The 20,690-nt window shown below is 62.0% G+C and carries 21 protein-coding genes and 2 tRNA genes; 5 read left to right on the top strand and 18 right to left on the bottom strand.

What is annotated here, in order from left to right:
- Positions 1 to 10 precede the first annotated feature (10 nt).
- From ACRQFC_RS01900 to ACRQFC_RS01880, 5 genes are read right to left on the bottom strand one after another with little or no spacing between them, the layout of a single operon-like run.
- Positions 11 to 571: a YceD family protein gene (locus tag ACRQFC_RS01900; RefSeq protein WP_101595026.1), complete on the bottom strand. Its 561-nt coding sequence runs from the start codon at positions 569 to 571 to the stop codon at positions 11 to 13.
- Complete coding sequence (locus ACRQFC_RS01895; RefSeq protein WP_101595031.1) at positions 571 to 1,164, bottom strand: F0F1 ATP synthase subunit B family protein; 594 nt, start codon at positions 1,162 to 1,164, stop codon at positions 571 to 573. Before ACRQFC_RS01895 ends, ACRQFC_RS01900 begins: the two co-directional genes overlap by 1 nt.
- Positions 1,161 to 1,634 (bottom strand): pantetheine-phosphate adenylyltransferase, encoded by a 474-nt coding sequence (gene coaD / locus ACRQFC_RS01890; RefSeq protein ID WP_087070885.1) that lies wholly within the window; start codon positions 1,632 to 1,634, stop codon positions 1,161 to 1,163. Before coaD ends, ACRQFC_RS01895 begins: the two co-directional genes overlap by 4 nt.
- Before the next feature lie 48 nt (positions 1,635 to 1,682).
- The gene (rsmD, locus tag ACRQFC_RS01885; protein ID WP_087070886.1) at positions 1,683 to 2,240 is read right to left on the bottom strand and encodes a 16S rRNA (guanine(966)-N(2))-methyltransferase RsmD; all 558 of its coding nucleotides are present in this window, start codon (positions 2,238 to 2,240) and stop codon (positions 1,683 to 1,685) included.
- Positions 2,241 to 2,243: 3 nt separating this feature from the next.
- The gene (locus tag ACRQFC_RS01880; protein WP_244899283.1) at positions 2,244 to 4,457 is read right to left on the bottom strand and encodes an ATP-dependent DNA helicase RecG; all 2,214 of its coding nucleotides are present in this window, start codon (positions 4,455 to 4,457) and stop codon (positions 2,244 to 2,246) included.
- A 292-nt stretch (positions 4,458 to 4,749) separates the two neighbouring features.
- On the opposite strand from ACRQFC_RS01880, the gene rpmB reads away from it, so the two are divergent.
- Positions 4,750 to 4,941 (top strand): 50S ribosomal protein L28, encoded by a 192-nt coding sequence (gene rpmB, locus ACRQFC_RS01875; RefSeq protein ID WP_016442917.1) that lies wholly within the window; start codon positions 4,750 to 4,752, stop codon positions 4,939 to 4,941.
- Positions 4,942 to 5,130: 189 nt separating this feature from the next.
- Here rpmB and ACRQFC_RS01870 read toward each other — a convergent pair whose 3' ends face one another.
- The 5 genes from ACRQFC_RS01870 to ACRQFC_RS01850 all read right to left on the bottom strand — a co-directional run bounded on the left by ACRQFC_RS01870 (position 5,131) and on the right by ACRQFC_RS01850 (position 10,868).
- Entirely contained in the window at positions 5,131 to 5,862 is a 732-nt protein-coding gene (locus ACRQFC_RS01870; protein ID WP_026429463.1) for an SDR family NAD(P)-dependent oxidoreductase, read from the bottom strand.
- A 48-nt stretch (positions 5,863 to 5,910) separates the two neighbouring features.
- Positions 5,911 to 7,140, bottom strand: coding sequence for an L-lactate MFS transporter (locus ACRQFC_RS01865; RefSeq protein WP_180948622.1), 1,230 nt, complete (start codon positions 7,138 to 7,140; stop codon positions 5,911 to 5,913).
- A gap of 395 nt (positions 7,141 to 7,535) precedes the next feature.
- Positions 7,536 to 8,552 (bottom strand): alcohol dehydrogenase AdhP, encoded by a 1,017-nt coding sequence (gene adhP, locus ACRQFC_RS01860; RefSeq protein ID WP_026429465.1) that lies wholly within the window; start codon positions 8,550 to 8,552, stop codon positions 7,536 to 7,538.
- Between the two features lie 174 nt (positions 8,553 to 8,726).
- The gene (gene thiL, locus ACRQFC_RS01855; RefSeq protein WP_101595038.1) at positions 8,727 to 9,785 is read right to left on the bottom strand and encodes a thiamine-phosphate kinase; all 1,059 of its coding nucleotides are present in this window, start codon (positions 9,783 to 9,785) and stop codon (positions 8,727 to 8,729) included.
- Complete coding sequence (locus tag ACRQFC_RS01850) at positions 9,786 to 10,868, bottom strand: D-alanine--D-alanine ligase family protein (RefSeq protein ID WP_101595041.1); 1,083 nt, start codon at positions 10,866 to 10,868, stop codon at positions 9,786 to 9,788.
- Between the two features lie 96 nt (positions 10,869 to 10,964).
- On the opposite strand from ACRQFC_RS01850, the gene ACRQFC_RS01845 reads away from it, so the two are divergent.
- Positions 10,965 to 11,606 carry an AMIN-like domain-containing (lipo)protein gene (locus tag ACRQFC_RS01845; RefSeq protein WP_101595044.1) on the top strand — a complete coding sequence of 214 codons (642 nt, stop codon included), beginning with the start codon at positions 10,965 to 10,967 and terminating at the stop codon, positions 11,604 to 11,606.
- A gap of 3 nt (positions 11,607 to 11,609) precedes the next feature.
- On the opposite strand, the gene murA is transcribed toward ACRQFC_RS01845, so the two are convergent.
- The 3 genes from murA to leuC all read right to left on the bottom strand — a co-directional run bounded on the left by murA (position 11,610) and on the right by leuC (position 15,101).
- Entirely contained in the window at positions 11,610 to 12,935 is a 1,326-nt protein-coding gene (gene murA, locus ACRQFC_RS01840) for a UDP-N-acetylglucosamine 1-carboxyvinyltransferase (RefSeq protein ID WP_087070890.1), read from the bottom strand.
- A gap of 89 nt (positions 12,936 to 13,024) precedes the next feature.
- Entirely contained in the window at positions 13,025 to 13,675 is a 651-nt protein-coding gene (gene leuD / locus ACRQFC_RS01835) for a 3-isopropylmalate dehydratase small subunit (RefSeq protein WP_101595048.1), read from the bottom strand.
- A 13-nt stretch (positions 13,676 to 13,688) separates the two neighbouring features.
- Positions 13,689 to 15,101, bottom strand: coding sequence for a 3-isopropylmalate dehydratase large subunit (gene leuC, locus ACRQFC_RS01830; protein ID WP_101595052.1), 1,413 nt, complete (start codon positions 15,099 to 15,101; stop codon positions 13,689 to 13,691).
- A gap of 246 nt (positions 15,102 to 15,347) precedes the next feature.
- Between leuC and ACRQFC_RS01825 the strand changes: the two genes are divergently transcribed.
- Positions 15,348 to 16,109: an IclR family transcriptional regulator gene (locus ACRQFC_RS01825; RefSeq protein ID WP_051278627.1), complete on the top strand. Its 762-nt coding sequence runs from the start codon at positions 15,348 to 15,350 to the stop codon at positions 16,107 to 16,109.
- A gap of 104 nt (positions 16,110 to 16,213) precedes the next feature.
- Here the strand turns inward: ACRQFC_RS01825 and ACRQFC_RS01820 are convergent, their stop codons facing one another.
- Positions 16,214 to 17,452 carry a glycosyltransferase family 4 protein gene (locus tag ACRQFC_RS01820; RefSeq protein WP_101595056.1) on the bottom strand — a complete coding sequence of 413 codons (1,239 nt, stop codon included), beginning with the start codon at positions 17,450 to 17,452 and terminating at the stop codon, positions 16,214 to 16,216.
- Between the two features lie 192 nt (positions 17,453 to 17,644).
- Between ACRQFC_RS01820 and def the strand changes: the two genes are divergently transcribed.
- Positions 17,645 to 18,202: a peptide deformylase gene (def, locus tag ACRQFC_RS01815; RefSeq protein ID WP_026429473.1), complete on the top strand. Its 558-nt coding sequence runs from the start codon at positions 17,645 to 17,647 to the stop codon at positions 18,200 to 18,202.
- An 87-nt stretch (positions 18,203 to 18,289) separates the two neighbouring features.
- A complete protein-coding gene (locus ACRQFC_RS01810; RefSeq protein ID WP_180948623.1) occupies positions 18,290 to 19,189 on the top strand; it encodes a ChbG/HpnK family deacetylase in 900 nt (299 codons plus the stop codon).
- 38 nt (positions 19,190 to 19,227) lie between these two features.
- Here ACRQFC_RS01810 and ACRQFC_RS01805 read toward each other — a convergent pair whose 3' ends face one another.
- The 4 genes from ACRQFC_RS01805 to ACRQFC_RS01790 form a co-directional block, all read right to left on the bottom strand.
- Complete coding sequence (locus tag ACRQFC_RS01805) at positions 19,228 to 19,893, bottom strand: hypothetical protein (protein ID WP_101595061.1); 666 nt, start codon at positions 19,891 to 19,893, stop codon at positions 19,228 to 19,230.
- A complete protein-coding gene (locus ACRQFC_RS01800; protein WP_026429476.1) occupies positions 19,871 to 20,104 on the bottom strand; it encodes a hypothetical protein in 234 nt (77 codons plus the stop codon). The genes ACRQFC_RS01805 and ACRQFC_RS01800 overlap by 23 nt, the downstream gene beginning before the upstream one ends.
- A gap of 211 nt (positions 20,105 to 20,315) precedes the next feature.
- A tRNA-Glu gene (locus tag ACRQFC_RS01795) sits at positions 20,316 to 20,388 on the bottom strand.
- Positions 20,389 to 20,413: 25 nt separating this feature from the next.
- Positions 20,414 to 20,485: transfer RNA gene (locus ACRQFC_RS01790), tRNA-Gln, on the bottom strand.
- Positions 20,486 to 20,690: the final 205 nt, after the last annotated feature.

Raw genomic sequence — 20,690 nt, 5'->3', positions numbered from 1 at the left:
CGTATTCCACTTACTCCTGTGCTCGCAGCTGGGCTTCCAGCGCATCCAGGGCGTCCGAGCGCAGCGGCGGGGCCTCGTGGTGGTGCCCTTCGGGCAGGTCTTCCAGGCGTTCCCCGCAGCCGGCGCACAGGCCCTGGCAGGTGGGCGAGCACAGCGGCTGGAAGGGCAGGTTGAGCACGATGGCATCGCGGAGCACCGGTTCCAGATCCACGTGGTCATCCTCAATGACCGGGTGTTCTTCGGCGTCTTCATCCCCTTCGGCGATGAGTTCGGCGCGCCGCTGCGGGTAGTAGGCCAGGTCGGATACGTCCTGGGTGCGTTCTTCGTGAATCTCACGCAGGCAGCGCGAGCACTGGCCCGCAACCGTGAAATGCACCTGCCCGCCGATGTACACGCCTTCGGAAACCGAGGTGAGGCTGAGGTCCACATCCAGCTCGGATCCGGTGGGGACGGTCATGAGCTCGATACCCATATCCGCGGGGGCAGCAAAGGTTTCCCGCACCGGCATGAGGGAGCCGTCGCTACGCGGTAAATCGTGCAGCGACACAACAAAAGGACTGCGAAGGTCCACTATTCCTCCTCGGAATGATCAAAAACAGCGTCGGTGGTTTCTTGGCGGCTGGCGAGGACTTCCCGGCCCGCGTAAATCTGCGCGAGGGCCGCATCCATTTTTTCGTGCGCGGCCCGCACGGCTTCTTCCAGTGCGGCGGCCACCCCGTTCACCTGGCCTTCCAAGGTGGCGAGGGTGGAATCGGAGTAGTGGTTGGCGCCTTCGCGCAGCCGTTCGGCCTTCTGCTTAGCCTCATCCTCAATCCGGGCGGCCGTGGAGCGCGCCGCGATGGTGATGGCGTCATTGGAGACGAGCCGGCTGGCCTGGGCGCGCGCTTCGGCCACAATATTTTCCGCATCCTGGCGGGCCGAGGCAATAATACTGGCGGCTTCCTGGCGGCCGGAGGCACGCACCGAATCAATATCGGCCAGCACATCATCGGCACGGAGCACCTGGTCGGGCACCGCATCGCGGGCGAGCTGGAGCAGGTCACGCACCTCGGATTGGTTGATCATCACCGAGGCGGACATGGGGATGGACCGGGCGTTATCCACCAGGGCGAGGAGCTCATCGAGGATCTCCACCACCGATTGCCCGCGCGTATCCTGAGTCATTGCATCTCCTCTTCCAAAGCCCGCGCCACCCGCGCGGGAACGAAACTCTGCACGTCACCTTTGTGCCGTGCCACATCTTTGACCAGCGAGGAGGCAATATGGCCTTTCGCCGGGTCCCCCACCAGGAACACCGTTTCGATCCCCGATATTTCCCGGTTCATGAGCGCCATGGGGTATTCCGCATCAAGATCCACCGCGGAACGCAGCCCCTTGACGATGGCGTCCGCCCGGATATCGCGGCAAAAATCCACTAGCAGCCCGCCGAAATCTTCCACCCGCACATTGGCCATGTGGCGCACTTCTTCGCGAATGAACTCCACGCGTTGCCGCGGCGAAAAAAGCGGATTTTTCGAAGAGTTATGCGCGACCAGAATAACAACCTCGTCAAAGAGGGAAGCGGCGCGGGCAAAAACGTCGAGATGTCCGAAAGTGACGGGATCGAAGGATCCGGGGCAGACTGCAAGCGTCATAGTTATAGCCTAATCTTTCCTGAGGCGCTCGGCCTAGTCGACGCGCGATTATTGCGCATCCGCGCTGCGCTGCGCCGTCCACAGGGTCGCGGTCCCGTAACGGCGCGAATCATCGAGTTCCCACCCCTCCGGCCAGCTCGGTTCCGGTGAAGAGCTATCGCGTTCCACTACGACGACGGCGTCCGCTGCTACATGCGGGGCCAAGCCTTCGAGCACCTTCGTGATCTGTGCTTCTGTATAGCGGTAGGGCGGGTCCACGAAAACGGCATCGAAACGATAATTCGGTTCCTGGGAGAGATACTTTTCCGCTTTCATCCGGACCACGGTCACATCGAGGTGGGCGCGGGCGGCGTTGTCACGAATAATGCTGACCGCCGGCCCTTCCGATTCCACCAGCACGACGGCGCGCGCCCCGCGGCTTTTCGCTTCCAAACCCAGCGCACCCGAGCCGGCAAAAAGATCCAGGACTTCCCCATCAGCAATAAAGCCGCGATGGTCGAGCCGGGAAAACACCGCTTCGCGAGCTTTTTCCGAGGTGGGGCGGGTCCCCGAACTCGGCACCCGCAGAATATGCCCCTTGGCGGTTCCGGCAACAATACGTGTCATTGCTTATCCCCTTTCCAGGTAGGTGGCTCGCTCGGTATCCAATGCGTCCGCGGCCCGTTCCAGCTCCGCCGGCGGCGCGCCGCGTTCCACGAGGTCCGTAGCGGCGGCGCGCGCGGTAGCGATAATATCAGCGTCGCGCACCGCGGAGAGGAAACGCAGGTGGGAGGTGGTTCCCGCCTGCCGGGTCCCCAGCACATCACCTTCGGAGCGCAGCTCCACATCTTTTTCGGCCAGCGCGAAACCGTCCGTGGTGGCGGCGAAAGCCGCGAGGCGTTCGGCGGCCAGGCTTCCTTCCGGGGCACCGCTCACCGCCAGGCACAGCCCGGCTTTGCTCCCGCGCCCGATGCGCCCGCGCAGCTGGTGCAGCTGGGACAGCCCGAAGCGTTCTGCATTCATAATGATCATCATGGTGGCCTGCGGAACATCCACCCCCACTTCGATAACGGTGGTGGAAACCAGCACCGGCACTCGCCCGGCCGCGAAATCCGCCATGGCGGCGTCTTTTTCCGCGGCGCTCAGCCGCCCGTGCATCTCCCCTACCGCGATTCCCTCGAATTGGGGCAGGGCGCGCAGGCGTTCGGCCAGTTCAGTGACGGTGGCCAGCGTACTTTCGCCGCCCGGGTCCTCCGCGGGGGCGGCTGCGTCGTCGTTCTCACTAATACGGGGAGCGAGCACGTACACGCGCCCGCCGCCCGCAGTTTCTTCCCGGGCGCGCCACCACATGCGCGCGATCCAGTTCGCGCGGTTTTCCGGAACGACGACGGTGCTCACCCCGGCGCGGCCGCCCGGCAGTTCGCGCAAGGTGGAGACGGCCATATCTCCGAAAACGGTCATGGCGACGGTGCGCGGGATGGGGGTGGCGGTCATGACGAGGGTGTGGACGCCGCGCGCGAGGCTATCGCGTTGGTCCACCCCGAAGCGGTGCTGTTCGTCCACGACCGCCAGGCCTAGGAAGGGAATCTGGACTGTATCGGAAAGCAGCGCGTGGGTGCCGATAATAATGCCGGCTTCTCCCGAGGCGATGCGGGCCAGGGTGGCGCGGCGCTCGCTGGCGGTGAGCGATCCGGTGAGGAGTTCCACCCGGGTGGAGTGCTCGGCTGCGCCCAGCATCCCGCCCGCGCCCAGATCCCCGAGCAGTTCGCGCACACTGCGGGCGTGCTGGGCGGCCAGTACTTCGGTGGGCGCCAGGAGGGCTGCCTGGCCTCCGCCATCGACCACCTGGAGCATGGCACGCAGGGCCACCACGGTTTTCCCGCTTCCCACATCGCCTTGGAGCAGGCGCTGCATCGGGGTGGTGGCGGCCAGGTCCGCGGAAATCTCCTCCCCCACCGCGCGCTGCCCGGCGGTGAGCTCAAATGGCAAGCGGGCATCAAAAGCATCCAGGAGTCCGCCGCTGCGCGGTGGGTAGGCGGTGGTGGGATGCGCGGCGCGGGCGGCGCGGCGCCGGGCGAGCACAGTGTGGAGCACCAGGGCTTCTTCGTGGCGGAACGGCAGCTGGGCAAGCGCGGCGGTGATGGGTTCCGCGGGGCGGTGAGCCCGGCGCAGCGCCTCGAGCCGGGTGGGCAGGCCGTGAGCGCGCCGGTAGCCGGCGGGAAGCAAATCGGGAACATCCGCGCTGGTCAGCCCGGTGAGAACGGTACTGACCGCCCGTTCGATTTTCCAGGAGGGCAGCGCGGCGCTGGCGTGATAGATGGGGATGGGGCGGCGCAGGCGCTCCACGTCCACGCTACCCTCGTCTTCTACTAGGTCGTAATCCGGGTGGGTAAGTTGCAGGGTGCCGCGGTAGGAACTCACCGTGCCCGAAAATGTAGCAACCGTGCCGGGTTGCAGGCGCCGTTCGTGGTAGGCCAAAACCCGCTGCGATTTCGCAAAAAAGGTGAGGCTGAGTTCGCGGGCACCGTCGGTCATGAGAACGGAGAGGATGAAGCCGCGCCGCGCGCGCATGGGCCGCAAGTCCGCGCCCACCACCCGGCCGATCACGGTGACGTCCTCACCCTCGCGCACCTGCTCGATGGGGAGGAGTTCACCGCGGCGCGCGTAACGGAAGGGCAGGTGGTAGAGCAGTTCACCCACGGTGTGCAGCCCGAGCCGCGCAAACGAGGTGGCGCTGCGTTTGCCCAGGGCGCGCTCAAGGGGCACGCTGAGCGCGGTCCACCCGTCCGATACCACGGCCGGGCTGCCGCCTCGCTTCTGTGCCGCCGCCTGCGCGCTGTCCATACTCTTCACATTAACACCCGCGTTATATTTTCCCTAACGGAACGTTGCCCGCGCGACCCGTCGCCATCACGGCCCGCGGTGGTGCGGACCGGCACCGTTACGGCTTAGCATTTTTTATCACGACGACGCCGCCACTCCCGCCGCACGTGCCCTACGCCACGGAGGGAACCTTTGGCAAGCGCTCTTCTGACCGCTATACTAGTGGAGTTGTAATTTTCCTATGCGCTCAGGTGTATCTACCGAACAGCGGCAGGTGCGCGAGCGGATCCATGATCAACCGAAGGAGAACACCGTGGCTTCTGTTTGTGACGTCTGCGGCAAGCACCCGGGCTTCGGGAAGAGCGTCTCGCACTCGCACGTGCGTACTAGCCGCCGCTGGAACCCGAATATTCAGCGTGTTCGCGCGCTTGTGAAGGGCGCCCCCAAGCGCCTCAACGTGTGCACCTCGTGCCTCAAGGCCGGCAAGGTGCAGCGCGCCGCCTAAGTACTGTGGCTTCGCTGGGCTGGCTTACTCCCGTGAGTTAGCTAGTGCCAGCACAGGAAGTGGTCGGAAACATGGATATTGTTTCCGACCACTTCCTTTTTATCTTGGTGGACCCGGTCCCCCGCATAGCTTGAGGGGAACCCGAAGCGCGGTGATAACCGGGGTGATTCCCGGAGTTTCTCCGGCACTTTATTGGATAGTGAAACCGCCATCCACGGTCAGCGTGGTGCCGTTCACGAAGCCGGCCTTACCGTCCGCCAGGAAGAAGACCGCTTCCGCAACTTCTTCAGGCTGACCAAAGCGGCGCAGCGGAACCGGATCGGTGGGAATAGAATCCACAATGCCCGCGACCAAGGGCGTCACGATAGTCCCCGGTGCCACGGCGTTGAAGCGGATCCCTTCCTTGCTGTATTCCGAGGCCAGGTGCTTGGTGTAGCCAATAACGGCGTGCTTGGCAGCGGTATACGCGGCCCCGCCCTTGGCAGCTACGATTCCGGCAACGGAGGCAATATTCACCACCGCGCCCTCGCCGCGCTTGAGCATACCGGGGAGGACTGCGTTCGTCATATCAAAGACGGAGGTCAGGTTAATAGCCAGGAGGAAATCCCAGCGTTCGCGCGGAGTATCCAGGGATGCCTGGTACTTGTCAAAGACACCGGCGTTATTGACGAGCACGTCGATATGCTCGAATTCTTTTTCCACCTCGGCCACGGTAGCGATAATGGAATCGTGATCGGTCAGGTCAATGGTGAAGGATGATGCTTCGCCACCCGCGGCCTTGATCTCTGCCACCGCAGATTTTAGACCGTCCTCATTGACGTCAAGAAGGGCAACCTTGTAGCCGCGCTCGGCGAAGAGCTTGGCCTCTGTGAGCCCCATACCTGATGCTGCTCCTGTGATAACAGCAGTTTTCTGACTCATTTTTTCTCCTCTTATATTGGGTTATACCGCCGCTGGCGGCAGCTTTTATTACTTGGAGCGCCGCTGTGACACGGAGCCTTTCTTCATAACAATTCCGAGAGCAGCGATGGCGGCAACCGTCAAAACCGCTGCCCACATGAATGCCGGGGCGTAGTTGCCGCTTTGCCGATAGAAGGCCGCCAGCTGGGGAGCGATGAGGGCAGCAACGGAATACGCCGTGAACATAATGGCGTAATTGAGGGTGGAGTACTTGGCACCAAATTGGTCAGATACCAACGCGGGGAAAAGAGCGAGTAAGGCGCCGCCGGAAGCCCCGACCAAGGCCATCAAAGCAAGGAACAGGCCCGCGTTAGTCACCACGGACATGGAGAGCATGGCCGCCACATTGACGGCCATGGCGATCATCAAGGTGATTTCGCGCCCCAATTTATCCGAGAGTGCTCCGAAGATCATCCGGCCAATGAAATTGGATAGGGCCACCACGGTCACGGAGATGGTGGCCAGCTCAACTGACATGCCGGCTTGTTCTTTACCGATAGTGGCCGCTGCCCCGAGCATCATCATGTAGGAGGTTCCAGCGCCCACGAAAACGAAGAAGAGCAGCCAGAAGGTCGATGTTTTCATCATTTCTCGCCAGGTGAGCTGCACTCCGCCGGGCACGGAAGAATCCGTACTGGGCGGGGTCCACCCGGCAGGAATATACCCTTCAGCCGGAGGGCGCACGAATGCCGCGAAGATGAACATAAGGATGGCATAAACAATTCCCAGGACGATAAACCCTGCGAAAACACTCTTGGCTTCAATAACCGCGGTGGCCACCGGTGCCGCAAAAACCGGCCCGACCGCAGCGAATCCGATAACCAAACCGGAGGCGAGGCCCCGCCGATCTGGGAACCACTTGAGTACCGAGGTGATGGTGTAGTTATAGATCATGCCACCGCCGATGCCTGCCAGCACCCCGAAGGTCAGCCACATCATGGCAACGCTTGTCGCAAAGCCGGTGAGGATCCATCCAGCCCCGAAGAATAAAGAACCTGTGAATACAATGCGATGCGGAACAATCTTATGCGCCACGGTTCCGACGATAATCCCCATGACGGCGATGAAAATATTGTAGAGCGTGAAGGCCAGGGTAATCTGACCCATGTCCCAGCTGGTTTCTTCCATGAGGGGAGAAACGAAGACCGAGAAGGCGGATGTGCCCGATAAAGCAAACGTGAAAACACTGCCGGATATGAGGACGAGCCAGCGGTTTGGCGTTGAAACAATCGTTCCCATAGATAATCTCCCAAAGGTGGTAGCCACGAAGTTCCGTTGCCCATTCAACCGAACAAGTAGGCCGTTAGTACTAATGTGACCTAGAGTACCACCGGGTACACCCGGCATGCCACAAAAAAGAGATGAATATAAGCAGGTCGTGAGAGTATGCAAGCAGGGCGCGAGCAGGTGAGCAGGAGTCGGAAAGCCGTAAAGCGAAGGCCCGAAAGGCCGAAAACTAAGAGCCGAAAACTGCACAACAAAGAGCCGAAAGGCCGCAACAACGAAGAAGCGGAAAGCCTTATAAGCAAAAAGGGGCGGACCCGGGTAAACCGGATCCGCCCCTTTTCCGAGTAGGAATATGCAGAAGCCTCCCCGCGATGACGCCGTGTCACGCACGGAAGCTGTGCCGGGCGCTACTTGGAGAAATCAACAACCATGCGGCCTTCGATCTTGCCGGCCAGCATTTCGTCGATCATATCGTTGATGTCATCGAGGGGACGGGTGGCCACGATCGGCTTGACGAGGCCCTGGGCCCCGAAGTCGAAGGCTTCGGCCAGATCCTGGCGGGTACCCACGAGGGAGCCCACCACCTTGATGCCGTCCAGAACGGTGCGGTGGATATTCAGGTCAATGGTGCCCTTCGGGAGCCCGACGCACACCACGGTGCCGGCAGCCTTCATGGCATCCACGGCCTGGCCGAAGGCAACCTGGGATACCGCGGTCACCACCGCGACGTCCACGCCGCCCACTTCCTTCTGGATCCATTCCCCGGAGTTGATATCCGAGGAATTGACAACGAGGTCAGCGCCGACTTTCTTTGCCGATTCCAGCTTCTCATCATTGATATCCACGGCCACCACGCGGGCCCGGAAAACGTTCTTGGCGTACTGGATGGCCAGGTTCCCCAGCCCGCCCGCGCCGTAAATCGCCACCCACTGGCCGGGGCGGATATTGCCATTCTTGAGAGCCTTGTAGGTGGTCACGCCCGCGCAGGTAATGGACGAAGCTTCGGCCGGATCCAGCCCTTCGGGAACCTTGACGGCGTAATCTGCCACGACGATGCACTTTTCGGCCATGCCACCGTCAACGCTGTAACCGGCATTCTCCACGTTCCGGCACAGGGTTTCGTCGCCCGTCACGCAGTATTCACAGTGTCCACAGCCGCGGAAGAACCAGGCGACAGACACGCGGTCGCCTACCTTGAGCGAGGTGACATCCTCACCGATTTGTTCCACAACGCCCACGCCCTCGTGGCCGATAATGCGGCCAGGCACATCACCGAAATCACCGAGCGCCACGTGGATATCCGTGTGGCACAGGCCGCAGTATTCGATATCGACGAGTGCTTCGTTGGCCTTAATCGGGCGCAGTTCCACGTCCTTAATGTCAACGTAGCCGTCCGAGGTTTCTCGAACTGTCGCTGCTCGCATTTTCTCCTCCTATTTCAGCGGGAGCATCCTTACTCCCAGTTGATGCGGTGCGGTTCGCCGCACCACTTCTTATTTTTGCGAGCGGAAGCATAGTATTCCAGGGGAGAACGTCCTGATTTCGCGCAAAAAATTCACCTATCCGGATAACGGTGCAGCGGCCTTCGGCCTCGGCCCTCAGCCGCGCCGGAAATGATCCCAGCCGCTCCCCCGCGTCCAAGTGCGCCCGTCCACGGTGACCAACCCGCCCGGATGAGCGGCTTCCACCGCCCCAATAAGGCTGAAACCTTCCGGGAGGTGCGGGATGCGCGCCCCCCAAGCCCGTTCCGGGCTCACGTCCATCGTGGCGAGGAAACCGTGATCTTCTCCCCCGGTAAGCACGCAGCTGTACGCCCATTCCAGCGGATCGGAACGCCCGAGGTGCCGAGCCACCTCGAGGAGGTCATGGGCGTGGCGGGAAAGCGTCTCCGAATGAATATCGATATGCACTTCGGAGGCGGCGGCTATCCGCTGGGCATCGCGAAGCAAACCATCGGATACATCCATCATCGCCCCGCGCAAGCCGGCGCGAGCCGCGCTGAGTACCTCAGTCACCGGCGGGCGCGGGCGTAGAAAATCCTGAATGAGGCGGGTGGCGGCATCCGGGAAAGCACCCCGTTCCGGGGCAAAGCCGCGGCTGAGCAGTTCGAGGCCGGCCGCGGCCCGCCCCAGATTCCCGCAGTGAATAAGGGGCTGGCCGGGCGCTGCCGCCGAGCGTTGCAGCGGGGTGCGCCCTTCCAGATCGCCCAGAATGGTGGCGCTGATGGCCATATGGCTCCCGCCCACGAGGTCTCCGCCGTCGACCCCACATCCGAGCGGGCCGCAACATTCGGCCAGGCCGCGCGCAAGGTCCCGTACCCAGGCGACCGGGACGTCCCCGGGCAGTTCCATGGCGACGACGAGGGAACGCGGCCGCGCTCCCATCGCAACAGCGTCGGCAATATTTTGGGCGGCCACCCGCCAGCCGACATCGCTCCCGCTGGACCAGTCGCGCCGAAAATGTACGCCTTCCACGAGCATATCGGTGGAGACCGTGACCCGGCCGTCGCTCAGGCCGAGCACCGCGCTATCGTCCCCGCTGGGGACGATTGTTGTTTCGCCGCGCGGGAGCAGCGGCACGATCTGCGCGAGGAGTTCCGCTTCGCTCAGGTCGCGCACCAGGGGTCCGGGCGTATGACTGGCAGCTGGCCGGGGCATTTAGCGCAGCCCTACCCCGCGCGCGAGGGCGAGCTCGATCAGTTCGGAAATGAGATCGCGGTAGGCCAGCCCGGTTTTCTCCCACAGGATGGGGTACATGGACACGGCAGTGAACCCGGGAATTGTATTGTGCTCATTGACGTACATTTCCCCGGTGGCGGTGTAGAAGAAGTCCACGCGGGTCATGCCCTCGCATTCGAAAACCTCGAAAACACGCCGCGCCAGGCCCCGCATTTTCTCCGCGTCCGCATCCGGGAGCGCGGCGGGGATCTCCATGTGGAAGCCTTCGGTGGCCACGTATTTGGTGGCGTAGTCATACCATTGCACGTCCAAAACGATTTCCCCGAGCACGGAAGCGCGCGGCGCGGTACCGCCGCGCCCACCGAGGACGGCGCACTCGATTTCACGGCCCGGGATTCCCGTTTCCACAATGACTTTAGGGTCGACGGCGCGCGCTGTGGCAATGGCGGCGTCGAGCTGCGAAAGTTCAGCCACCCGCGTGATTCCCAGCGAAGATCCCGCGCGAGCTGGTTTGACGTATACAGGGAGCTGCAAACGTTCGGCTACTTCCGCGCGCACGCCCTCCGGGTCGGCGTTCCAGCGCTGGGGTTCCACGAGCACGTAAGGAGCAACCGGCAGGCCGGCTGATTCCAGCACCAATTTCATATAGTGCTTATCCATGGCCGCGGCGGAGGCGAAAACCCCGCATCCCACGTAGGGAATTCCCATCATTTCGAAGGTGCCCTGGATGGTGCCATCTTCGCCGAAGGGGCCGTGGAGCAGCGGGAAGGCCACGTCGATAGGCCCGAGGCTGCGCGAGCTGCCGTCTTCGCCGCGCACCACGAATCCTCCGCCGGGCCCGAAATCTGCCAGCACGCGTTCTCCGTGGTATTCCACGTCCGCGCCGGCAGCCACCTCCTCCGTGCTCATGGGAACCCAGATGCCTTCGGTGGTGATGCCAATGGGGATAACGCTGTAGCGCTCCGGGTCAATAGCTCCCAGAACGGAAGCCGCGGTGAGGCAAGAGACGGAGTGTTCTCCGGATACGCCCCCGTAGATGAGGGCGACGTGATGTGTGGCCACGAATGGACACCTTTCTACTCAGTGCTGTTCCCAGGGTAGTACGCCGGGCCGCGCGGCAAGGTGACAAACCCGGGCGCGGCCTACTACAGTAAACATATGACACAGAACACAATAAAGTCGTTTCTCCTGCTCGCAGGCGCTGCCGCCCTCACGCTGGCCGGCTGCTCCGGGACCGGGAAGGGCGCTCCCGCCAGTGATGGCGCGGCCACACCGTCCACCCCGGCTGCCGCTTCGTCTACCCCGGCGGTGAGCCAGTCCCCCAGCCTCACACTCAAGGCTGCGGAAAGCTCCCTCAAGGGCTTTATTGAAGGGGACTCGCAGTCCCCGAATTATCCCAAGCTCACCGAGAATTCCGCGGTGCCCACCGCGGTGCGGGTGGCCGGCCACGAGGGCTGGGACCGCGTGGTGGTGGAATACGATAGCGATGCCAATCTGGAATGGTTCAGTTTCTTCGGTGATGAGGCCATTCAGGATGGTTCGGGGCGGCCCCTGGATATTCCCGGCAAGCGTTTCCTCACCCTGAGCATTTCCGGGGTGACCTACCCGGAGGATCCGGCGCAGGCCGCGGATCTCTCCGTGCCGAACCTCGGGGGCGCGAAGGTAGTGCAGGGAGTCCACGTGGAACACGCTTTTGAGGGCATGCACCAGGTCCATATCGGGCTGGATAAGGATCGGCCCTACCGGGTTCAGGTGCTGGAGAGCCCCAAGCGGGTTGTTATTGACGTTGCCAATAACTAATCCTTAGGCATCCAGCGGCGTGACGTCCGCGCCGAGGGCCTGGAGTTTATCCAGGAACTTTTCGTAACCGCGGTCGATAATATCCACCCCGGAGACCCGGGATTCCCCTTCGGCCGCCAGCGCGGCAATGAGGTGGGAGAAGCCCCCACGCAGATCGGGAACCACAATATCGGTGGCCCGCAGCGGGGTGGGCCCTTGGATAACGGCCGAGTGGTAGAAGTTGCGCTGCCCGAAACGGCATTCGTGCCCGCCCAGGCATTCGCGGTAGGTCTGGATATTGGCGCCCATATCCCGCAGCGCTTCGGTGAAGCCGAAACGATTTTCGTAAACGGTTTCGTGGACGATGGACATGCCTTCGGCCTGGGTCAGGGCGACGACGAGCGGCTGCTGCCAGTCGGTCATAAAACCAGGGTGCACATCCGTTTCAAAAGATACGGATTGCAGAGCGCCACCCGGGTGCCAGAAGCGGATGCCGTCGTCACGCACATCGAATTTCCCGCCGACTTTCCGGAAGAGATTAAGGAAAGAAGTCATCGACTGCTGTTCGGCCCCGCGCACGAAAATATCACCACCGGTAGCCAGCGCGGCCGCCGCCCAGGAACCCGCTTCGATGCGGTCAGGTAGCGAGGTGTGAGAGTATCCCACCAGTTCATCCACGCCTTCCACCCGGATAACACGGTCGGTATCCACAGAAATAATCGCACCCATTTTTTGAAGCACCGCGATGAGATCCATGATTTCCGGTTCCACCGCGGCATTGGACAGCTCGGTCACGCCCTCCGCCATAACGGCGGTAAGGAGAGTCTGTTCGGTAGCCCCCACAGAAGGATAGGGCAGGCGCACCGGCTTGGCCCGCAGGCCCTTGGGCGCCACCAGATGCATACCCGTTTCTTCCTGGACGCGCTTGGCGCCGAATTCTTCCAGGACCCGCAGGTGGAAATCCACCGGACGCGAGCCAATATGGCACCCGCCCAAATCCGGAATATAGGCTTCGCCCAGGCGGTGCAGCAGCGGGCCCGCAAAAAGAATGGGAATACGGGACGAGCCGGCCAGCGCGTTCACTTCGTGCGGATCGTGGGGCAGGTGAATATCACCGGGGGTGATCTCCACGGTTCCGGCTTCCGGCTGGTAGTTGACTTCTACGCCGTGCAGGCCGAGCAGCTCCGAAACCACGGTGACGTCACGGATTTGCGGCACATTGCGCAGCACGGACGTTTCTTTGGTGAGCAGGGAGGCAACCATGGATTTCGACACAAAATTCTTTGCGCCGCGCACAGTAATCTCACCGCTCAGGGGGACTCCTCCGCGAACCACAAGTTGGGACACCATACTCTCCGCCTTTCTCGCGTGTCACAGGTACCCAGCCAGCATACCGGCCCGCGGCCGGTTTCCGGAGTTATGAGGATATCCGGGTGGCGTTACGCCTGCGAATCTGGCTCCAGGCGCGCCGAGCGGACCGGCACCTCGGGTAGATGCCGCTGCGGCAGGGTACGCGGAGTGAAACCTGGCTGGCGAGCTTCGTATTCCTCAATGAGGGAGATATCACGCAGGGTCAAAGCGATATCATCCAGGCCTTCCATGAGGCGCCAGCGGGTATACGGGTCGATCTCAAAGGGGTAGGTGATATCAGCGCAGCGCACCTCGCAGGCGGCAAGGTCCACGGTCAGCTCCCGGCCCGGCTTTTCTTCTAAAAGTTCCCACAGCCGGCTGGCGGCGTCGTCGCTAATCTGCCCTGCAACCAGGCCCTGTTTTCCCATATTGCCGCGGAAAATATCACCGAAACGCGGGCTGAGGACGGCACGGAAACCGTAGTCTCGTAGCGCCCACACGGCGTGTTCGCGCGAGGATCCGGTCCCGAAATCGCGCCCGGCCACCAGAATGGATCCGGCCGCGTACGGGGTCTGGTTAAGGATAAAAGCGGGGTCTTTGCGCCGTTCGTGGAAGAGGGCGTCCTCGTAGCCGCTTTTGGTGATGCGTTTGAGGTAGCGGGCGGGCAGGATTTGGTCGGTATCCACCTCGGTTTCGCGCAGAGGGACGCCGATGCCGGTGTGCTGGGTGAAAATCTCCACGGGCGTGTTCTTTCTACGCTGTAGGGGCGAGGTCTGCGGGATGGGAAATATGGCCGGTCACCGCGGTGGCGGCGGCCACCAGCGGAGAAACGAGGTGGGTGCGCCCGCCCGGGCCCTGCCGGCCGCGGAAATTACGATTCGAGGTCGAAGCGCAGCGCTCCCCCGGGGTGAGCTGGTCCGGGTTCATGCCCAGGCACATGGAACAGCCCGCATTGCGCCATTCGGCACCGAAAGCGCGAAAGACTTCATCCAGACCTTCAGCTTCGGCCTGGAGGCGCACTCGCGCCGAGGCCGGCACGATCATGACGCGCAGGTCTTTGGCTTTGTGGCGCCCGCGCCACACCGAAGCGACCGAGCGCAGATCTTCAATGCGACCATTCGTGCACGAACCGATAAAAACGGTGTCCACGTGGATATCGCGCATGGGCGTGCCCGGCCGCAGGTCCATATAGTCGAGGGCTTCCCGCGCGGCTTGGCGCTCTTTTTCTTCCGGCAGTGTGTCCGGATTAGGGACGACGCCGGACAGCGGCACCCCCTGCCCGGGATTCGTTCCCCACGTGACAATGGGCTCAATTTCGGATGCCTCAAGGACCACTTCGGTATCGAAATGCGCATCCGGATCGCTATACAGCGTGGACCAGTAGGCTACCGCGGCATCCCAGGCATCCTCGCGCGGGGCGTGGGGGCGCCCGCGCACGTAATCCACGGTGGTGGCGTCCGGGGCGACGAGCCCGGCGCGCGCGCCCGCCTCAATGGACATATTGCAGATCGTCATACGCGCTTCCATGGACAGCGCCCGGATTGCCTCCCCGCGATATTCAATAATGTGCCCGGATGCTCCGTTGGTTCCGATTTTGGCGATGACGGCGAGGATAATGTCTTTCGCGGTCGTGCCTTCGCGCAGGGTGCCATTGACGGTAATGGCCATATTTTTGAAACGCTGGAGGGGCAGGGTTTGGGTGGCGAGGACGTGCTCGACTTCCGAGGTACCGATGCCGATCCCGATGGAGCCGAAGGCACCGTGGGTGGAAGTGTGGGAATCCCCGCACACAATCGTCATGCCAGGTTGGGTCAGGCCCAGCTGCGGGCCGACCGCGTGAACGATTCCCTGGTCCGCGTGGCCGAGGGAATAGATCGGGATGCCAAATTCCGCGACGTTCGCGCGCAGGGCATCCACCTGCTTGCGCGAGGTGGTATTCGCGATGGGGCGATCAATATCGATGGTCGGGACGTTGTGATCTTCCGTGGCGACGGTGCGTTCCGGGCAGCGCACCGGCCGGCCTTCCAGACGCAGCCCGTCGAAAGCCTGCGGGCTGGTCACTTCATGGATGAGATGCAGGTCAATATAGAGGAGGTCCGGCGTGCCTTCCTCGCCACGCCGAACCAGATGGGCGTCCCAGATTTTATCCGCGAGCGTGCGTCCCATCCCTACCCTCCTCTTCATCATTCCGGGGAATTATCCCGGGTTCTTTTTGCGGTTACTCTGTCTACTCTTCCAACGGTGATCGGTTGTGGTGGTCCGCGGGCTAGTTTACCCAGTTCCGTCCACATGGCAAGATGAAATTCTCACATTTTGGACATTACGCGACTGTAGCGCGGGCGGCGCGTCGCTGCGCGCGGCACCACAGTGTGGACGTTTGCATCTCACTTATTGAGATGAGAAAATTTCGCTATGGTTGATTCTCCTCACGCTCAGCCTGCGCCCGCCCCGGAGGGAAGTGGTGTGGGCGTTCTCGATAAGGCTGCCGCCGTGCTCGATGCTCTCGAGGCCGGCCCGCAAACATTAGCGCAATTGGTGACCGCCACCCATTTAGCAAGGCCGACGGCGCATCGCCTGGCCGTCGCGCTGGAATACCACCGTTTCGTTTCCCGCGATAACGAAGGACGTTTTTCTTTAGGACCGCGCCTGGGTGAGCTCTCCTCCGCTACCGGTGAAGACCGCCTTATTGCCGCGGCGAATCCCGTGCTTATCGCGCTGCGTGACCATACCGGGGAATCTTCTCAGCTTTACCGGCGCCAGGGCGACCAGCGTATCTGCGTGGCGAATGCCGAACGCACCATGGGCTTGCGCGATTCCATCCCGGTGGGTGCTTCTCTATCGATGAAGGCCGGCTCTGCGGCCCAGGTGCTGCTCGCCTGGGAGGAACCCGATCAATTGCATCGCGGTTTGCAGGGTGCTTCCTTTACGGCCACAAATCTTTCCGCGGTGCGCCGGCGCGGCTGGGCCCAGAGCGTAGGCGAACGCGAAGCCGGGGTGGCTTCTATTTCCGCGCCGGTGCGCGGGCCGAGCGGGCGGGTTATTGCCGCGGTATCGATTTCGGGACCGCTGGAGCGGATGGGCCGCCAGCCCGGTCGGGTACATTCGGCGGCGGTGGTGGCCGCAGCCGGGCGCCTCACCGATGTTCTCCAAACAACCGAGGGCATTAACGAGTAAAGGTAGTAGCGAGTAGTCGAGTACTACCGCCCGCTGCGTAGATACACGGATGCGCGTCACGGCCTGGTGTTTTCCTACACCGAGCCACACACCCGACTATCCGGCTAGCGGGACCGACTATTCTGCATAGCCCGCTCATATTCAGCGAGGACTAGGGGCACCACCTCCTCCCAGCCGTATCCGGGCGCCACGCTCGCATTGTGGTGGGCTATGCGGGTGCGCAGCGCGGTATCCTCCGCCAGGCGGGCGAGCTGCGCGACCATATCCGCATCGGTTTCCGCCAGGAGCGCTGAGCGCCCATCCTCCAAGAAATCATCAGCTCCGGTGCCGGCCGGAGAAACAATGGGCAGGCCAGCTGCCCGCGCCTCCAGGGTGGCAATCCCGAAGGCTTCCCGGCGTGAACTGGTGAGATAGATATCCGCGTGGCGGTAGGCCTCCATGAGCCCGGCCCGGTCCGTGCGGCCGGGAAGATGAAGCCAGCCGCTCCCGGGGCCAGAGCCTGTGCCGGGGTTCCCGTGAGCCCGCCCGCGCCGTTCTAATTGGGAGCGCAGCGGGCCATCCCCGTAAATGGTGAGGTGAATATCCCGCCCGGTGAGCTGGCGCGCACCTGCCACGCAATCAATGAGGGCGGCATTGCGTTTGCGCGGGGCCAGGCGCCGCGCCGCCACAACCTCAAGCCACCTATCCGAGCTGCCGCCTGAAGCGCCAGTTGAGCCTCCGCCTGCACCGGCATCGCTGCCGCCGCCTGCACCGCCAGCTGCACCGCCGAACGCCTCCGCACGCGCGAGGCGATAAGCGGCAACCGCGCGCCATTCGCCCAGATCCACACCGTTAGGGATAACCGCGACGTCGCCACCCACGGCCCGGCGTACTTGCCCGGCCACCCACGTGGATACCGCGTTATGGACAACTCCGCGCGCCGTGACCCAGCGCAGCGGAGCAAACAGCTTCTCCACCGGATCCAATACACAGTGCCAGGTGACGGTAGTGGGGATTCCTTCCGCCGCCGCTATGCGCATCGCGGCCCACGCAAAAGGTGACACAACTCCGGCCTGAATATGCACCACATCTGCACCCCGCACCGAGGCACGCAGTTGGGCGCCGCACCCCGGGGAGACCGGGAGATTACCGAAGAGCGCTGAGGTAATGCGCTGGACGGGAAGGCCCGCCACGATATCGCGATCTGCCCGACTTCCGGGAGCCGGAGGCGTATCACGCGGAGTAGCGGTAATGACCAGCACCCGGTGGCCTGCTTCCTGCAAAGCCAGGCCAAGATCCCGAGTTTGAGCTTCAATCCCGCCCAGGCGGGGCAAGAAGCAATCCGAGACGAGCGCGATGCGCATAAGCCCTCACTTTCGCACAGAGATCCCCTCACGGAGGAGCCCCTTGACCGGCTACCCCACCGGTGGCGGGGTAGGTGCGGCGTCGTTCCTTTTCCTAGCGTCAGCTTAGCGCCCGCCTCCGACAGAAAAAGACCACCCGGAATTTTAACGGAATGCTCTTTGCCTGGGCGCGCCCGGGCCTTAAACTAAAGCATGGCTATTCTTCCTATTTACATCACCGGCGATCCCGTTCTGCATCGGCCGGCCCAGCCCATTACGGAATTTAACGAGGAACTGGCTCAGCTGGTCGAAGATATGTATGAGACCACCGTGGCCGCTCCCGGGGTGGGGCTGGCCGGGCCGCAGGTGGGCATTGGCAAACAGATTTTTGTGTGGGTTTACGCCGATCAGGATGAGGCTCCCGAGCGCGGCGTCGCCATTAATCCCACGTTGTTTATTGAACCTGTGAATCCGGATGAAGAGCCTTTCGAAGAAGGATGCCTGTCCTTCCCCGGCGAACAGTATCCCCTGGCGCGCTCCCCGCATGCTTTGCTACGGGCGCAAAACGAAAAGGGCGAGCATTACGAAATCGAGGCAACCGGGTGGTTCGCGCGTATTCTCCAGCATGAATACGACCATTTGACCGGGCATTTGTACGTGGATCGACTCACCGGGCGCGAGGAAGCTGCGGCCAAGCGCGCCAAGCGTGAGCACGGCTGGGGCAAGAAGGGGAATACCTGGCTGCCCGGGCGTGACAACCTCGAAGATTAGTCCTTCCGCTCCCGCGCACCCACTGCGCGGACTCCCATTCATTTTTTGTTCATATTTCGGTAACGTGAGATGGATATTTTTGGCGACATGATTGCATCCCACCCCAGCTCCTCGGCCCGCACCGTGGTGGTGTGCGCGGATGGGCTGGGGCGCAATCGTGCCCTGAATAACCTCATTATCGAGATGCTGGAACGCGGGCACGCCACCTGCGCCACCCTCCTGGTGGCGGCTCCCGCGGCGGAACATGCCCTGCGGGCTTTGGCAGCCGTCGGCATCGATCCGGGGCGGATTCTGCTGGGTTTCGCTATTAGCTCGCAGGGGCCCGGAGCTCCGTGGCGCGCCGTCGGCCCGCATGCCTCAAGTTTGACGGACCGCGGCGGGCGCTACCTTTCCGCGGAAGAAAGCGCCGCTCCCCCGCAGCTCGTGCGCGCAGATATCCTCACGGAATTGGCTGCGCAATTCTCCTGGATGGAGGACCGTGGGTATCGCCCGGCGGGCATTGCCGGGCCGCGCTACGGTCGCGATTTTCGCGGGCGTGGCCTGGTGATTGATTGCGCGCTGGAGTTTTGCGCGCGTGTTGGGGTGCCGCTGCGGTACGCGCGCCGGGGTGATCCGCTTCTGGCGGCCTCGCGTTACCTGGCGGATCGTGATGCAGAGCTCGGGGAAGGTGCGGCGCAACACGCGAATTCCGGTACCGATGCGGATGTGGTCGCTGCACACGCGCGGCGCGTGGAACGTGCGGATGCTCTTGGGGTGCTTCTTCCGAACGACGTCGTTTTCTTCCCACCCGAGTTCCCAGCCGATAGCTACGGGGAATTACGCCATGCCTACCTTTCGGCTTTGGAGGAATGTGCCGGTCCGGCGATCCAGGTGGTATTCACCCCGGCCCGCGAGGATAGCGGAGCCGGGCGCGGAGAATGGGAAACCCGGCTCATGCGCGATCCCTCATTCTTGCGGGCGGTAGCGCGGGCGCGGTGTGCCGCATAATGATCTTTACCGCCTACACACTCATCGGCAATAGGCGGCTATATCAACCCCAATTCCTTAAGCACCGATATAGCTTCTTCGGGATGTTCACGAACGACCGCGCGGGCTTGTATCCTTTCCCAGTCAGAGCGTCTTTCTAACAGGATTTTCTCAGTACCCGGTTTACAGTGTGCACCAAACTCATGCAGGATAAACAAAAGGATATCCTCCGCACACGGACGAAATCTTTTTGAGCCAAGCGGAATATGCAGATCCGAAATTGGAGGTGTTCGCCCCTTCAGATTAGCTCTTTTCCTCGCTCGAGCTGATAGCCCACCATCTACCATCGCATGAGTCCATATATCCCTGTGAGCATGAATCTGCACATGCGAGCTCGGTACATCGGCAGAACGCGGCTGACGGATATAGTCCCATCGAATCGTGGGTTCGCTTTTCTTTGAGTGCAGTCGCAATGTGAAACTAGACTGCCCCACCGTTAAAAACTGCTCGAGGTGAGAGAGAAAGAGACTGTAGTCAAGTTCCAGATACAGGCGCATATGATCCAACTGGATACCAGCAGTCCCTTGTATGCGCTGAGTCGATTGCCGATAAGCCGTAGCTTCGTCCGTTACGAAGGTGAAGTCATCATCAAATAGCCGTGCGACTCCGATAAGATCGCCGGCGAACTGCTGTACCTTTTCGCTAAGAACGTCCGGCCGCTGCAAGTTCTTTTTCCTTCAGCTCTTCTTCACGGTAGAACTCCACGAAGCCTTCGAGTGCTTCAAACTCTGGACGTAGTGCAGCCTCTTTGTCATTCATCCAGTAGTTTTCCGCTCGTTCGTTATAGTCCTCGCGGGTGGTGCGTAGCTCGTCCAAAATCTCATTTTGACGGGCGAGTACTTGGTCGAGACTTGTATATCTTCCTCGGATAATCATGTGGTACCACCTCCATCCTTATGACCCCAGCCTAATAGAAATAGTGCGCTGCGCAAACAGGAAGTTAATGGAAAAGCTGCCGTCTCCAACCCGAACTTTCACCTGGAATAATAACGAAATAGCGTACATTTCAGTTTCTGAAAGCACCATTCGTATCGTCGCGGCGGAACGACTCAAGGCGGGAAAACCGAAGCTTTCCCGCCTTGTGCTGTACCCCGTACCGGATTTGAACCGGTGTTACCGCCGTGAGAGGGCGACGTCCTAGGCCGCTAGACGAACGGGGCCTGTGAGAATGCCGAAGCATCATCGCTGGGGTACCAGGACTCGAACCTAGAATGGATGAACCAGAATCACCTGTGTTGCCAATTACACCATACCCCAAGGGTGTGGACCTCAGAATCGTTACGTTCCCGAGGACGACAGATAAAAAGCTTAGTGGAATCTCCTCAAGCTGGCAAATCCGCTGGACGTGTGACGCACCACGTTCTCGGCCCGCGCGAGTTCAAGCGGTGCACCTACTCGAGCTCCACCCGCGCTGGTGCAAACGGACAGACAGCTCAAGCTGCACCCGCGCCGGTGCAAACGG

This window comes from Actinotignum inguinis, assembly GCF_051265835.1.
GTDB lineage: Bacteria > Actinomycetota > Actinomycetes > Actinomycetales > Actinomycetaceae > Actinotignum > Actinotignum timonense.
This window is presented reverse-complemented; position numbering and strand designations above follow the sequence as displayed.